11 protein-coding genes are annotated in these 15,229 nt (G+C 61.2%); all 11 read left to right on the forward strand.

Annotated features, from left to right (window positions below; translation table 11 throughout):
• Positions 1-81: 81 nt before the first annotated feature.
• The 11 genes from alg8 to JFU58_RS06440 all read left to right on the forward strand — a co-directional run bounded on the left by alg8 (position 82) and on the right by JFU58_RS06440 (position 15,196).
• The gene (gene alg8 / locus JFU58_RS06390) at positions 82-1,563 is read left to right on the forward strand and encodes a mannuronan synthase (RefSeq protein ID WP_017477650.1); all 1,482 of its coding nucleotides are present in this window, start codon (positions 82-84) and stop codon (positions 1,561-1,563) included.
• A 36-nt stretch (positions 1,564-1,599) separates the two neighbouring features.
• Positions 1,600-2,769, forward strand: a complete 1,170-nt coding sequence (locus JFU58_RS06395) for an alginate biosynthesis protein Alg44 (protein WP_063027263.1) — start codon at positions 1,600-1,602, stop codon at positions 2,767-2,769.
• 8 nt (positions 2,770-2,777) lie between these two features.
• Complete coding sequence (gene algK / locus JFU58_RS06400; protein ID WP_242488223.1) at positions 2,778-4,286, forward strand: alginate biosynthesis TPR repeat lipoprotein AlgK; 1,509 nt, start codon at positions 2,778-2,780, stop codon at positions 4,284-4,286.
• A complete protein-coding gene (locus tag JFU58_RS06405; protein WP_201140091.1) occupies positions 4,283-5,770 on the forward strand; it encodes an alginate export family protein in 1,488 nt (495 codons plus the stop codon). The genes algK and JFU58_RS06405 overlap by 4 nt, the downstream gene beginning before the upstream one ends.
• Entirely contained in the window at positions 5,770-7,362 is a 1,593-nt protein-coding gene (gene algG / locus JFU58_RS06410) for a mannuronan 5-epimerase AlgG (protein ID WP_063027261.1), read from the forward strand. The genes JFU58_RS06405 and algG overlap by 1 nt, the downstream gene beginning before the upstream one ends.
• Positions 7,363-7,373: 11 nt before the next feature.
• Positions 7,374-8,822 carry an alginate O-acetyltransferase gene (locus tag JFU58_RS06415; protein ID WP_063033899.1) on the forward strand — a complete coding sequence of 483 codons (1,449 nt, stop codon included), beginning with the start codon at positions 7,374-7,376 and terminating at the stop codon, positions 8,820-8,822.
• A gap of 8 nt (positions 8,823-8,830) precedes the next feature.
• Positions 8,831-9,940: a mannuronate-specific alginate lyase gene (locus JFU58_RS06420; RefSeq protein ID WP_017477656.1), complete on the forward strand. Its 1,110-nt coding sequence runs from the start codon at positions 8,831-8,833 to the stop codon at positions 9,938-9,940.
• Positions 9,941-10,157: 217 nt separating this feature from the next.
• Positions 10,158-11,723, forward strand: coding sequence for an MBOAT family O-acyltransferase (locus tag JFU58_RS06425; protein ID WP_063027259.1), 1,566 nt, complete (start codon positions 10,158-10,160; stop codon positions 11,721-11,723).
• 11 nt (positions 11,724-11,734) lie between these two features.
• Positions 11,735-12,922: an alginate O-acetyltransferase gene (locus tag JFU58_RS06430; protein WP_201140092.1), complete on the forward strand. Its 1,188-nt coding sequence runs from the start codon at positions 11,735-11,737 to the stop codon at positions 12,920-12,922.
• Between the two features lie 16 nt (positions 12,923-12,938).
• Positions 12,939-13,595, forward strand: coding sequence for an alginate O-acetyltransferase AlgF (locus JFU58_RS06435; RefSeq protein WP_026077992.1), 657 nt, complete (start codon positions 12,939-12,941; stop codon positions 13,593-13,595).
• A 149-nt stretch (positions 13,596-13,744) separates the two neighbouring features.
• Positions 13,745-15,196 carry a mannose-1-phosphate guanylyltransferase/mannose-6-phosphate isomerase gene (locus tag JFU58_RS06440; RefSeq protein WP_063027256.1) on the forward strand — a complete coding sequence of 484 codons (1,452 nt, stop codon included), beginning with the start codon at positions 13,745-13,747 and terminating at the stop codon, positions 15,194-15,196.
• Positions 15,197-15,229: the final 33 nt, after the last annotated feature.

A 15,229-nucleotide genomic window follows, 5' to 3' on the forward strand; every position in this document is an offset into this window, starting at 1 on the left:
GCAACGGCAAGTTTCAAGCGACAAGCGTCCTGATCCCCGGCGCTTGTCGCTTGAAGCCTCCTTCACTTGCGGATGACGCCTATGTCCAAGTTAAAACACGTACTCCTCCAATCCGCCGGCTGGCTGTTTTTCCTGAGCCTGCTGATGGGTCTCGCCCTGCTGTTGCCGGCGAGTACGTTCGACTCAGAGTCGAAGAATTTTATTTTCCTGATTGGCGCCGTCGGTATCTGGCGCTACTCGATGGGTGCTACGCATTTCTTTCGCGGCATGCTGTTCCTGTACGTGGTCTACCCGCACCTGCGGCGCAAAGTGCGCAAGCTGGGCAAAGCGGCAGACCCGTCCCACGTATTCCTGATGGTCACCAGCTTCAGGATCGACGCGCTGACCACTGCCCAGGTCTACAGCTCGGTGATCCGCGAGGCCATCGAATGTGGCTTCCCCACCACCGTGGTCTGCTCCCTGGTGGAAATGTCCGATGAGCTGCTGGTCAAGAGCCTGTGGGCCAGAATGAACCCTCCCGACCACGTCAAGCTGGACTTCGTGCGTATCGCCGGTACCGGCAAGCGCGACGGCCTGGCCTTCGGTTTTCGCGCCATCTCCCGCCACCTGCCGGACGACCGCGCCGTAGTGGCCGTGATCGATGGCGATACCGTGCTCGCCGAGGGCGTCGTGCGCAAGACCGTGCCGTGGTTCCAGCTGTTCGGCAATGTCGGCGGCCTGACCACCAACGAGTTCTGCGAAGTGCGCGGCGGCTACATCATGAGCGAGTGGCACAAGCTGCGCTTCGCCCAGCGCCACATCAACATGTGCTCCATGGCCCTGTCCAAACGCGTGCTGACCATGACCGGTCGCATGTCGGTGTTCCGCGCCAACGTGGTCACCGACCCCGGCTTTATCGCCGACGTGGAAAGCGACTCGCTGCAACACTGGCGCCTGGGCCGCTTCAAGTTTTTGACCGGTGACGACAAGTCCAGCTGGTTCAGCCTGATGCGCCTGGGCTACGACACCTTCTACGTGCCGGATGCCGCGATCCACACCGTGGAACACCCGCCGGAAAAGAGCTTTATCAAGGCCAGCCGCAAACTGATGTTCCGCTGGTACGGCAACAACCTGCGCCAGAACTCACGTGCCTTGGGCCTGGGGATGCGTCGCCTCGGCCTGTTCACCAGCATTGTGCTGTTCGACCAGCGCGTGTCGATGTGGACCTCCCTGCTGGGGTTGACCGTGGCAATCATCGCCACCTTCAAATACGGCGGCGCGTTCATCCTCGCCTATCTGCTGTGGATCGGCATCACCCGCCTGATTCTGACCCTGCTGCTGTCGTGCTCCGGCCACAAGATCGGCCCGGCTTACCCGGTGATTCTCTATTACAACCAGATCATGGGCGCGCTGGTGAAGATCTACGTGTTCTTCCGCCTTGATCAACAGTCCTGGACCCGCCAGGACACCAAACTGACCCGCGATTTGGCCAGCTTTCAACGTTGGTTCAACACCTGGTCGTCTCGGACCATGACCTTCTCCGCCGGCAGCATTTTCGTCGCCGTGTTGCTGATGATGGTTTGACCCTGCCAAGCCTGAATTAACTAGGAACTAAACACCATGAATAGCCAAGTAAACGCCAACGTTGTCCACGAATCCGAAGCCCAGCGCCAACACGCCCGGGTCAAAATCCCGGCCAAGCTGCGCTTCTTCGGCGCCGACCAAACACCGATGGAAGTGCGGGTCATCGACCTGTCCGCCGGCGGCCTGGCATTCAACGCCCCGCAGCAGCCACTGAAAGTCGGCGATGTGCACAAGGGGCGCTTGCAGTTCGTGATCGATAACCTGGGCCTGGCGATGGACGTCGAGCTGCAGATTCGCTCCTACGACCGCCAGACCGGCCGCACCGGTTGCCAGTTCCAGAACCTCGACGCACAGGACATCTCCACCCTGCGCCACCTGATCACCTCGCACCTGGCCGGCGACATCGTGACCATGGGCGACGTGCTGGCGACCCTGCAACGGGACAACTTCACCAAGGCGCGCAAGGTCAAGGACGGCGGCAGCAACATGACTGCGGCGGGCCGCCTGCGTGCGGTGACCTTCAGCCTCGGGATCTTTGTGGTGGGGTTGGTTGCCTTCGGGTTTGTCGTCAAATCGGTATACGGCATGTACTTCGTCAGCCACGCCACTTCCGGCCTGGTGAGCGTCCCGGGCATGAACGTGACCATGCCTCGCGACGGCACCGTGCAGAGCCTGATCAAAGGCGATGCGGTCGCCGCCAAAGGCGCGCCATTGGCAACCTTCAGCACCAGCATGCTCGATGTGCTCAAGGGCCATCTGGACGAAGACCAACTGCAACCGGCCAAGGTGGAAGAGCTGTTCGGCAAACAAATGACCGGCACCCTCACCTCCCCGTGCGACTGCGTCGTGGCCCAGCAACTGGTCGCCGACGGTCAGTACGCCAGCAAGGGCGATGTGATCTTCCAACTGGTGCCGCGTGGCAGCCAGGCCAACGTTGATGCACGCTTCTCCTATCGTCAGTTCGCCGACGTTCGCCCGGGTACCCGCGTGAACTTCCAGGTGGCGGATGAAGAGCAGGTGCGTACCGGCACCATCGTCAGCAGCACCAGCCTCAACAGCACCGAAATGTCTTCCGACATCCGCGTGCAGATCAAACCCGATGCCCCGCTGGACAGCACCTACGCCGGCCGCCCGGTTGAAGTGACCAGCGACCGCGGCCCATCCCTGAACTGGCTGATCGACAAAGCCATGGCTCACGGTCTGTAAGCGAGGACATGCCTGTGAACCCTATTCTAAAAACAGCGCTGGCCAATGTGGGAGCCGGGCTTGCCCGCGATGACGGTGGTGAATCCAACATCGGCATCGCAGGCAAGCCAGCTCCCACCCAAAGCAGGTCCCACTCTGCCTTGGCGTATTGTGCCCTGGCCTTGGCCGTGAGCCTCGCCGGTTGCGCCGGCCTGCCCGACCAACGCCTGGCCAATGAAGCCCTCAAGCGTGGCGACACGGTCACCGCGCAGCAGAACTACCAGCAACTGGCAGACCTGGGCTACAGCGAGGCCCAGGTGGGCCTGGCAGATATCCAGGTCGGCACCCGCGACCCCGAGCAAATCAAGCAGGCCGAAGCGACCTATCGCGCGGCCGCCGATACCTCGCCCCGTGCCCAGGCACGCCTGGGTCGCCTGCTGGTGGCCAAGCCGGGCGCCACTGAAGCCGAGCACCATGAAGCCGAAGGCCTGTTGAAAAAAGCCTTTGCCAATGGCGAAGGCAACACGCTGATCCCGCTGGCGATGCTGTACCTGCAATACCCGCACAGTTTCCCGAACATCAACGCCCAGCAGCAAATCAGCAAATGGCGCGCCTCGGGCTACCCGGAAGCCGGCCTGGCCCAGGTGCTGCTGTATCGCACCCAGGACACCTACGACCAACATCTGGATGAAGTGGAAAGCATCTGCAAGGCCGCGCTGAACACCACCGATATCTGCTACGTCGAGTTGGCCACGGTCTACCAGAAAAAAGCCGAGCCGGAAAAACAGGCCGAGCTGCTTAAGCAAATGGAAGCCGGCTACAGCCGTGGCACCGTCACCGCCCAGCGGGTCGACAGCGTCGCTCGCGTACTGGGTGATGCAAGCCTGGGCAAGACCGACGAAAAAACCGCCCAGGCGCTGCTGGAAAAAATCGCCCCGGGCTACCCGGCCTCCTGGGTCAGCCTGGCGCAACTGCTCTACGACTTCCCGGAGCTGGGCGACGTCGACCAGATGATGAAGTACCTCGACAACGGCCGCGCCGCCGACCAGCCCCGCGCCGAACTGTTGCTGGGCAAGCTCTACTACGAAGGCAAGTGGGTCCCGGCTGACGCCAAGGCCGCCGAAGAACACTTCCAGAAAGCCGTCGGCCGCGAAGTGGCTGCCGATTACTACCTCGGCCAGATCTACCGCCGTGGCTACCTGGGCAAGGTCTATTCGCAAAAGGCCCTGGACCACTTGCTGACGGCTGCGCGCAACGGCCAGAACAGCGCCGACTTCGCGATCGCCCAACTGTTTTCCCAAGGCAAGGGCACCAAGCCCGACCCGCTTAACGCCTATGTCTTCAGCCAGTTGGCCAAGGCCCAGGACACGCCGGAAGCCAACGACCTGGCGACCCAGCTCGAAGCCCCGCTGACCCCGGAACAACGCGCCGAAGGCCAACGCCTGGTGCAACAGGAACTGGCCGTGCGCGGCACCCTGGCCCAAAGCACGCTGCAATTGCACGCCCTGCAAGAAGAAGACGGCGAGGAATCCCTATGAAGCTCAACCCATTCGTCAAGGCCGGCATCGGCCTGACCTGCGCCCTGCTGTGGTCGTGCCCGACCCTGGCCGCGCTGACTGAAGCCAAGAACTTCGGCCTGGAAGTCAAAGTCACCGGCCAGTCCGAAGATGACCGCGACCTGGGCACCCAGAAAGGCGGCGACGTCAACGGCATCGGCCTTGACCTGCGCCCATGGATCTACGGTGAAAGCGGCAACTGGAGCGCCTACGCCATGGGCCAGGCCGTGACCTCCAGCGACATCATTGAGACCGACACCCTGCAACAGTCCTCGGATGACGCCACCCAACAGACCAGCAATGACGACCGCAAGAGCAAGAAAAACTACCTGGCGATGCGCGAGTTCTGGGTCGCCTACGGCGGCTTCACGCCCTACCCCGGCGAGATCCTCAAGCTCGGTCGCCAACGCCTGCGCAATGACGACGGCCAATGGCGCGACACCAATATCGAAGCGCTGAACTGGACCTTCGACACCACCTTGCTCAAGGCCAATGTCGGCGTCGCCGAGCGTTTCAGCGAATACCGCACCGACCTCAAGGAACTGTCGCCCAAGGACAAGGACCGTCAGCACCTGTACGCCGACGCCGCCTATCAATGGACGCCAGGCCAGTGGATCGGGCTGCGCGCTCACCACACCCATGACGACGGCAAGCTGGACTACCCGGAACCGGGCGTGGCCACCGACTCGCTGGACAAGCGAGAGAACGGCGACCTGACCTGGCTCGGCATCGAAGCCAACAGCGACGCCTACAACTGGCGCAACACCAACACCGTCAACTATTGGGCGAGCGTCACCGGCATGCAGGGCGACCGCGACACGGTCAACGCCTTGAACGCCGACGGCACCCGCCCGGCCAATGCCAAGCGCAGCGATGACGTGAATGGCTGGGCCACCGATTTGGGTGTGCGCCTGCGCCTCGACCCGCAGTGGCAAGTAGGCGCCGCCTACTCCCGCGCCAGTGCCGAATACGAGCAGAACGGCCTGCAAAGCAACCGTTCGAACTGGACCGGTACCCAGTCCCGCGTCCACCGTTTCGGCGAAGCGTTTCGCGGCGAGATGAACAACATGCAGTCCATGAGCCTGTTCGGTTCGTGGCAGTTGCGTGAGGACTATGACGCCAGCCTGGTGTACCACAAGTTCTGGCGCGTCGACGGCAACAAGCCGGTGGGCAGCAACGGCATCGATGCCGTGCAGAACAACACCGATGACGTGACCGGCGCGATCCTGTCCAGCACGTCCCTGCCGCTTGAAGACGGCAAGAAAGACCTGGGCCAGGAGATGGACCTGGTGGTCACCAAGTACTTCAAGAAAGGCCTGCTGCCGGCCGGGCTCAGCCAGTCGATCGACGAACCGTCGGCCCTGGTGCGCTTCCGTGCAGGCGTGTTCAAACCGGGCGACGCCTACGGCAGCCAAGTCGACTCGTACATGCATCGCGCCTTTGTCGACGTGATCTGGAAGTTCTGATGGGAGCCTGCGCAATGAACCCTCAAGCCCTCAAAGGCTCGGTCAGCCTGCTGGTCGCAGCCATGCTGCTGGCCAGCACTTCGGCCTTCGCCGATGTCGCGCAGCAGGTCAAGGCGCCGACCATCGCCAAAGAGCTGCAACAGGCCAAGACCTACACCATCTCCAGCCCGCCGACCGAACCGCTGGAGTTAGCCAAGCCTGCGCTGCCGGACGTGTCCGGCTACACCGCGGCGAATATCGCGAAAAAAATCGTGCGCAGTAAACCCGGCAAAATCAGCATCCGCCGGATGATGCAGGAAGACGCCCTGAAGGACTTCATCGGCGGTGACAACAAGATGGCCGAATGGGTGGTGCGCCAGCACGGCATTCCCCAGGCGATCTTCGTCGACGACGGCTACATGAACCTCAAGGACCTGCTGAACAAAGTGCCCAAGCAGTACTTCAGCGAAACCTCGCCGGGGGTGTTCCTGGCCAAGTTGCCGATCGTGGTAGGCCGTAAGGGCATCCTCGAAATCGACAAGCAGACCCAGGAGCTGCGCCTCTCCCAGGAAGCCGGTTCGTTCCTGATCAACGATGGCCAACTGTTTGTGCGCGACACCAAAATCACCGGTTGGAAGGAAAAGACCAACGGCCCGGCGACCTTCCAGTCGCCCAAGGAATTCCGTCCGTTCCTGCTGGCCTGGGGCGGCACCGAGACCTACATCGCCAACAGCAAGATGGCCAGCTTCGGCTACGCCAACAGTAAGTCGTATGGCGTGAGTATTTCCCAGTACACGCCGAACATGGCCAAGGTGCTCAAGCGCCCTGAGCCGACGGGCTGGATCGTCGACTCCGAGTTCTCGGACATGTGGTACGGCTTCTACTGCTACGAAACCACCGGCTTTGTGCTCAAGGGCAATACCTACAAAGACAACATCGTCTACGGCATTGACCCCCACGACCGTTCACACGGTTTGATCATCACCGACAACACCGTCTACGGCACGAAGAAGAAGCACGGGATCATCATTTCCCGGGAAGTGAACGACAGCTTCATCTTCAACAACCGCAGCTTCGACAACAAGCTCTCGGGCCTGGTGATCGACCGTAACAGCGTCAACAACCTGATCGCCGACAACGAGATCTACCGCAACCACACCGACGGCATCACCCTCTATGAGAGCGGCGACAACCTGCTGTGGGGCAACAAGGTGATCAGCAACCGTCGCCACGGCATCCGCATCCGTAACAGCGTGAACATTCGCCTGTACGAGAACGTGGCCATGGCCAACGGGCTGACCGGCGTGTACGGCCACATCAAGGATCTGACCGATACCGACCGCGACATCGCCCTCGACCCGTTCGACACCAAGGTCTCGCTGATTGTGGTCGGCGGTGAACTGGCCGCCAACGGCAGCGGGCCGCTGTCCATCGACTCGCCGTTGAGCGTCGAGCTGTACCGCGTGTCGATGCTTGCGCCGACCAAATCCAGTGGCATCAGCTTCTCGGGCGTTCTCGGCGATCGCCAGGAAGAGATTCTCGACTTGCTGGTACGCCAGAAGAAAGCCGTGCTGATCGACCCTGTCGAACGCCAGACCGAAATGCAGGACTGAGGATGACCTTTATGCACCCACACATGATCAAACTGCTCAGCCTTTCGGGTTTGACCCTCGGCCTGCTCGCGGCCAGCCAGGGCGTGCGCGCCGACGAAGTAAAGGCCCCGACATTCAGCGCCGAACCGTGCTGCAGCCTGTGCCCGGCCGCCCACGATGCGAAGAACTACACCACGCGCTACCAGCAGAACTTCACCACCCTGGTGCAAGCCCAAGGCGACTGGTTGTTCCGTACTCAGGAAGACCTGCGCACCGAATTCGACACCAGCCCCGCCGGCTACAAACGCATGCAGCAGCTGCACGATGCGTTCAAGAGCAAGGGCGTGGAACTGGTGGTGGTCTACCAGCCAACCCGTGGCCTGGTGAACCGCAACAAGCTCAACCCTGAAGAGAAAGCCAAGTTCGATTTCGACAAGGCCCTGGGCAACTACAAGACCATGCTCGGCCGTTTCGCCAAGATGGGCTACGTCGTGCCGGACCTGTCGCCGTTGACCAATGAGCAGCTGCCGGACGAGTTGCCGGCCCACGATTTCTACTTCCGCGGTGACCAACACTGGACGCCATACGGCGCCCAGCGCACCGCCAAAATCGTCGGTGCCAAAGTGCGGGCGATGCCTGAATTTGCCGGCATCCCGCAACGTGAATTCGAGACCAAGCGCTCCGGGCGCATGGGCAAGACCGGCACCCTACACAACATGGCCGGGCAACTGTGTGGCACCAGCTACGCGATCCAGTACATGGACCAGTTCACCACCGAGCCCAAGGGCGAAGCGGCGGACGGCGACCTGTTCGGTGATTCCGGCAACCCGCAGATCACCCTCGTGGGCACCAGCCACAGCGGCAAGAACTACAACTTCGCCGGCTTCCTGGAACAGGAAATCGGTGCCGACATCCTCAACGTCGCCTTCCCCGGTGGTGGCCTGGAAGGCTCGATGATCCAGTACCTGGGCAGCGAAGAATTCCAGAAGACCCCGCCGAAGATTCTGATCTGGGAATTCTCGCCGCTGTATCGCCTGGACCAGGAGACCATCTACCGCCAGATGATGTCGCTGCTGGACAACGGCTGTGAAGGCAAGACCGCACAGATGAGCGCCAGCACCACGCTGAAACCCGGCAAGAACGAATTGCTGGTTAACAGTTCGAACAAAGACCTGCGCAATGCCAGCCATCAGGTCGACATCCGCTTCGCCGACCCGTCGGTGAAAACCCTGCAAGCCACCCTCTGGTACATGAACGGGCGCCACGAGGACATCAAGATCGAAAAACCCGAAACATCCGATACAGACGGGCGTTTCGCCTTTGAACTGCGCACCGATGAAGACTGGGCCACGCAAAACCTGCTGGCCGTGGAAGTGCAGGGCCCTGAAGCGGGCCAGGCCGCGCAGAAAGTCGAAGCGAAAATTTGCACACGCAACGTATTCCCCGCCAGTGGTCAACAGACCGCTTCGGCCGGGCAATGAGGTTACCTATGCAGAAGTTATTGATTCCATCGTTGCTGGGGCTGGCGATCTTCGCCGGCTCCGTCAATGCCGCCGCGCCACTGCGTCCGCCGCAAGGCTATTTTGCGCCGATCGAGGCGTTCAAGACCGGCGACTTCAAGAATGACTGCGACGCCATGCCGGCGCCGTACACCGGCTCGCTGCAATTTCGTAGCAAGTACGAAGGTTCGGACAAGGCTCGCTCGACCCTGAATGTGCAGTCCGAAAAAGCCTTTCGCGACAGCACCGCCGACATCACCAAGCTGGAAAAAGACACCAGTAAACGCGTGATGCAATTCATGCGTGACGGTCGTCCGGAGCAGCTGGAATGCACACTCAACTGGCTAACCAGCTGGGCCAAGGCCGATGCATTGATGTCCAAGGACTTCAACCACACCGGCAAGTCCATGCGCAAATGGGCACTGGGCAGCATGGCGTCGGCCTATGTGCGCCTGAAGTTCTCCGACTCCCACCCGCTGGCCAACCACCAGCAGGAGTCGCAGTTGATCGAAGCCTGGTTCAGCAAAATGGCCGATCAGGTGGTGAGCGACTGGGACAACCTGCCGCTGGATAAAACCAACAACCACTCCTACTGGGCTGCCTGGTCGGTGATGGCGACCTCCATCGCCACCAACCGTCGCGACCTGTTTGACTGGGCCGTGAAGGAATACAAGGTCGGCGCCAATCAGGTGGATGCCCAAGGCTTCCTGCCCAACGAATTGAAGCGTCAGCAACGGGCTTTGTCGTACCACAACTACGCCCTGCCGCCGCTGGCGATGATTGCCAGTTTTGCCCTGGTCAACGGTGTGGACCTGCGCCAGGAAAACAACGGCGCCTTGAAACGCCTGGGCGACAACGTGCTGGCCGGGGTGAAAGACCCGGAGATCTTCGAGAAGAAGAACGGCAAGGAACAAGACATGAAGGACCTCAAGGAAGACATGAAATTTGCCTGGCTTGAGCCCTTCTGCACCCTCTACACCTGCGCGCCGGATGTGATCGAGCGCAAGCACGGGATGCAGCCGTTCAAGACATTCCGCCTCGGAGGTGACCTGACCAAGGTCTACGACCCGGCGCATGAGAAAGGCAACAAAGGCAGCTGACGAAACGCACTTCAAATGTGGGAGCGGGCTTGCTCGCGAAGGCGGTGTATCAGTCGCCCTCTGTGTTGAATGACACACCGCATTCGCGAGCAAGCCCGCTCCCACATTTTGAGCCGGTTTCGTCAGTGGGAATGTAATACCGCCCCTCTCCGTTTTCGGTGGGGGGTTTGGGGGGGCCGTTGGCCCTTGACTGTTGGTTAAACATGGAGAGATCGGGATGGTTTTCTCGTCCAATGTGTTCCTGTTTCTGTTCTTGCCGATCTTCCTCGGCTTGTACTATTTGAGCGGGCAACGCTATCGCAATCTGCTGCTGCTGGTTGCCAGTTATGTGTTCTACGCCTGGTGGCGAGTGGACTTCCTGGCGCTGTTCGCCGCCGTGACGCTGTGGAACTACTGGATCGGCCTCAAGGTCGGTGCGGCAGGCGTGCGCACCAAGCCGGCCCAGCGCTGGCTGCTGTTGGGCGTGGCGGTCGACCTGTGCATCCTCGGCTACTTCAAGTACGCCAACTTCGGCGTCGACAGCATCAACCTGATGATGAAGTCGGCCGGCCTGGAACCCTTCATCCTGACCCACGTGCTGTTGCCGATCGGTATCTCGTTCTACATCTTCGAGTCCATCAGCTACATCATCGACGTGTACCGCGGCGATACCCCGGCCACTCGCAACCTGATCGACTTTGCGGCGTTCGTGGCGATCTTCCCGCACCTGATTGCCGGCCCCGTGTTGCGCTTTCGCGACCTGGCCGACCAGTTCAACAACCGCACCCACACCCTCGATAAATTCTCCGAGGGCTGCACGCGGTTCATGCAGGGTTTCATCAAAAAGGTGTTCATCGCCGACACCCTGGCGGTGGTCGCCGACCATTGTTTCGCCCTGCAAAACCCTACAACGGGTGACGCCTGGCTCGGCGCGCTGGCGTACACCGCGCAGCTGTACTTCGACTTCTCCGGCTACAGCGACATGGCCATCGGCCTGGGCTTGATGATGGGTTTCCGCTTCATGGAAAACTTCAAGCAGCCGTACATCAGCCAGTCGATCACCGAGTTCTGGCGGCGCTGGCACATCAGCCTGTCCACCTGGCTGCGTGACTACCTCTACATCACCCTGGGCGGCAACCGTAAAGGCACGCTGACCACCTACCGCAACCTGTTCCTGACCATGCTGCTCGGTGGCCTGTGGCACGGTGCGAACATCACCTACATCGTGTGGGGTGCCTGGCACGGCATGTGGCTGGCGATTGAAAAAGCCATCGGCCTCAACACCGCACCGCGCAGTTTCAACGTCGTGCGCTGGGCCTTCACCTTCCTGCTGGTGGTGATGGGCTGGGTGATCTTCCGCTCGGAAAACCTGCACGTCGCCGGCCGCATGTACGGCGCGATGTTCAGCTTCGGCGAGTGGTCACTCTCGGAACTCAACCGCGCCAGCCTCACCGGCCTGCAAGTGGCAACCCTGGTGGTGGCATACGCAACCCTGGCGTTCTTCGGCCTGCGGGACTTCTACACCAACCGCCCACCGGAAAAAACCAAGCCTGTGGTCAACACCCAGGCCGATGGCCCGGCCACTGCCCAACCCGGCTTGATCAAGGCCGTGCCGGGCGATAACCCAGGCAGCATCCACGAGCCCGGTTACACCGTGGGCACCGAGGCCACCGTGCAACCGGCCTACTGGAGCGCCACCTGGCCACGCTACGCCATGCGCGCCGCCGTGCTGCTGCTGTTCGTGGCGTCGATTCTCAAACTTTCGGCGCAGAGCTTCTCGCCGTTCCTTTACTTCCAGTTCTGAGGGAGCCGACCATGACCCGTTCATTACGCGTCCTCTACATCGCTTTGTTCCTCGCCGTGCTGCTGGCGTTGGGCGCTTGGTCGATGCGCAGTTTCTTCGGCTTCAGCACCAACGCCGACGCCACCGTGCTCAACGGTCGCTGGACCAAGGCCGTCGAGACCCATTACGACGACCAGTTCCCGATCAAGCGCCTGGGCACCAACCTCTGGGCCGCCCTGGACTACAAGCTGTTCAATGAAGGCCGCCCTGGCGTGGTGATCGGCCGCGATCACTGGCTCTACAGCGACGAGGAATTCAACCCCATCGTCAACGAAGACCAGAACCTGCAAGGCAACTACGCCCTGGTGGAAGGCGTGCGCCAGAAGCTCAAGGCCCAAGGCATCCAGCTGGTGATGGCGATCGTGCCGGCCAAGGTGCGCCTGTACCCGGAACACCTGGGTGAAGTGCAGCCGGCGAGCATCCACGCAGGTCTGTACCAGGACTTCCATGCCCGCATGGCCGCCGACAAGATCGTCGCTCCCGACCTGATGGGCCCGCTGCAACAGGCCAAGCTGCACGGCCAGCAAGTGTTCCTGCGCACCGACACCCACTGGACCCCGGACGGCGCTGAAGTGGCGGCCAAAGAATTGGCCAAGACAATTGCCAACAAAACGCCCCTGAGCGGCGAGCCTCAACGCTTTGTCACCGAAGCCGAGAAGACCGAGCCACACAAGGGCGACCTGCGCCTGTTCCTGCCCCTGGACCCGCTGTTCGAAAACCTGATGCCACCCAAGGAGCCGCTGCAAAAACGCGTGACTCACCTGGCTGAAACCAAAGGCGACGACGCCCTGTTCGCCGACAGCGAAACCCCGGTGGCCCTGGTGGGCACCAGCTACAGCGCCAACCCGAACTGGAACTTTGTCGGCGCGCTGAAGCAAGCCCTGGGCAGCGACGTCATCAACTACTCCGAAGACGGCCACGGCCCGATCCTGCCGATGCTCAGCTACCTGAAAAGCGATGACTTCAAGAACAGCCCGCCACAGGTGCTGATCTGGGAGTTTCCCGAACGTTATCTGCCTGTGGACAACGAAATCGGCGATGCCGACCCGCAGTGGGTTGCGCAGCTCAAACAAGCCGGTATGCGCCAACAGAACATGGCTATCAACACTCCCGCCGTTAAAAACATGAACTCCGAGACGCCCAACCGGGCGCAAAACTGAAAGAGAGGTAACTCACATGACTTTCACTACTACTCCGCGTCGTCTCGCAAAAACCTTTGCCCTCGTTGCAGGCATGAGCGTGATTTCGATGTCCGCCTTCGCCGGTGGCGACGCCGCCCTCTACGGCCCCGTCGCGCCAAAAGGCTCGAGCTTTGTGCGGGTGTACAACGCCAGCAACCAGGAGGTCAGCGCCACCGTCGGCAGCACCAACCTCAACGAGGTTGCCCCGTTGGCCAGCAGTGACTTCAGCTTCATGCCGGGCGGTGACTACAGCGCCAAGGTCGGCAGCCAGACCCTGCCGGTCAAGCTCGCCGCCGACCACTACTACACCCTGGTCAGCAGCGGCAGCGGCCAGCCGCAACTGATCGAAGAACCGCCGTTCAAGAACAAGCAGAAATCCCTGGTGCGCGTGCAGAACCTCAGTGACAAGTCGCTGACCCTGAAAACCGCCGACGGCAAGACCGACGTGGTCCAGGCCGTGGCCGCCAAGGGCCGTGGCGAGCGCGAGATCAACCCGGTGAAGGTCAGCCTGGCGCTGTATGAGGGCGACAAGAAAGTCGGCGACGTGAAGCCGGTCGCCCTGGAACGTGGTGAAGCCGCAGTGCTGTACGTCACCGGCACCGGCGCCAACCTGTCGCCAGTGTGGGTCAAGCGCCCTGTGTCGACCCGCTGATTAGATTTTCAGATTGACGCTGCCCCCTGTGGGAGCTGGCTTGCCTGCGATGCGGACAACTCGGTGTATCAGGTACACCGAGGTGATGCCATCGCGGGCAAGCCCGGCTCCCACAGGCTCTAACCAAATTTGATTCAAGGAGAAACACCATGATCCCAGTAATCCTTTCCGGTGGTAGCGGCTCACGTCTTTGGCCGCTTTCGCGTAAACAGTTTCCCAAGCAGTTCCTGGCCCTGACCGGCGAGCACACCCTGTTCCAGCAAACCCTGGAGCGCCTGGTGTTCGACGGCATGGACGCACCCATCGTGGTCTGCAACAAGGACCATCGCTTTATCGTCAACGAGCAACTGGCTGCCCGCAAACTGGAAACCCAGCGCATCCTGATGGAACCGTTCGGCCGCAACACCGCGCCGGCTGTGGCCCTGACGGCGATGATGCTGGTCAACGAAGGCCGTGACGAGTTGATGCTCGTGCTGCCGGCCGACCACGTGCTGGACGACCAGAAAGCCCTGCAACGCGCCCTGGCCCTGGCCACTGTGGCAGCCGAGCGTGGCGAAATGGTGCTGTTCGGCGTGCCGGCCACCCGTCCGGAAACCGGCTACGGCTACATCAAGTCGACCAACGATTCGCTGCTGCCCGAAGGCGTCAGCCGCGTGCAACAGTTCGTTGAAAAACCTGATGAAAAACGCGCCACCGAATTCGTCAAAAGCGGTGGTTATTTCTGGAACAGCGGCATGTTCCTGTTCCGCGCCAGCCGCTTCCTGGAAGAGCTGAAAAAGCACGACCCGGACATCTACGACACCTGCGTGCTGACCCTGGAGCGCAGCAACCACACCGCCGACACCATCGACATCGACGAGTCCACCTTCGCTTGCTGCCCGGACAATTCCATCGACTACGCCGTGATGGAAAAAACCCAGTTGGCCTGCGTGGTGCCATTGACCGCCGGCTGGAGCGACGTGGGTTGCTGGGCATCGCTGTGGGACGTGAATGAAAAAGACGCCAACGGCAACGTCAGCAAGGGCGATGTGGTGATCCAGGACAGCAAGAACTGCATGATCCACGGCAACGGCAAGCTGGTGTCGGTGATCGGCCTGGAAAACATTGTGGTGGTGGAAACCAAGGACGCGATGATGATTGCCCACAAGGACAAGGTCCAGGGCGTCAAGCAGATGGTCAACACCCTCAATGAGCAGGGCCGCAGCGAAACCCAGAACCACTGCGAGGTGTACCGTCCGTGGGGCTCGTACGACTCGGTGGACATGGGCGGCCGCTTCCAGGTCAAGCACATCTCGGTCAAGCCGGGCGCCTGCCTGTCGTTGCAGATGCACCACCACCGCGCCGAACACTGGATCGTGGTCAGTGGCACCGCCGAAGTCACCTGTGACGAGAACGTGTTCCTGCTCACCGAAAACCAGTCCACCTACATCCCGATTGCCTCGGTGCACCGCTTGCGCAACCCGGGCAAGATCCCATTGGAGATCATTGAGGTGCAGTCCGGCAGCTACCTGGGTGAAGACGATATCGAGCGTTTTGAAGATATCTACGGTCGGTCTACGCCAATCGAGCGTGGCGTGTCGGTGAAAACCATCGCGCAGTAAACAGAGCGGCACAAGAAGCCCCCGTCACACCGA

The sequence above is a fragment of the Pseudomonas sp. TH34 genome (assembly GCF_016650865.1).
Taxonomy (GTDB): domain Bacteria; phylum Pseudomonadota; class Gammaproteobacteria; order Pseudomonadales; family Pseudomonadaceae; genus Aquipseudomonas; species Aquipseudomonas yamanorum.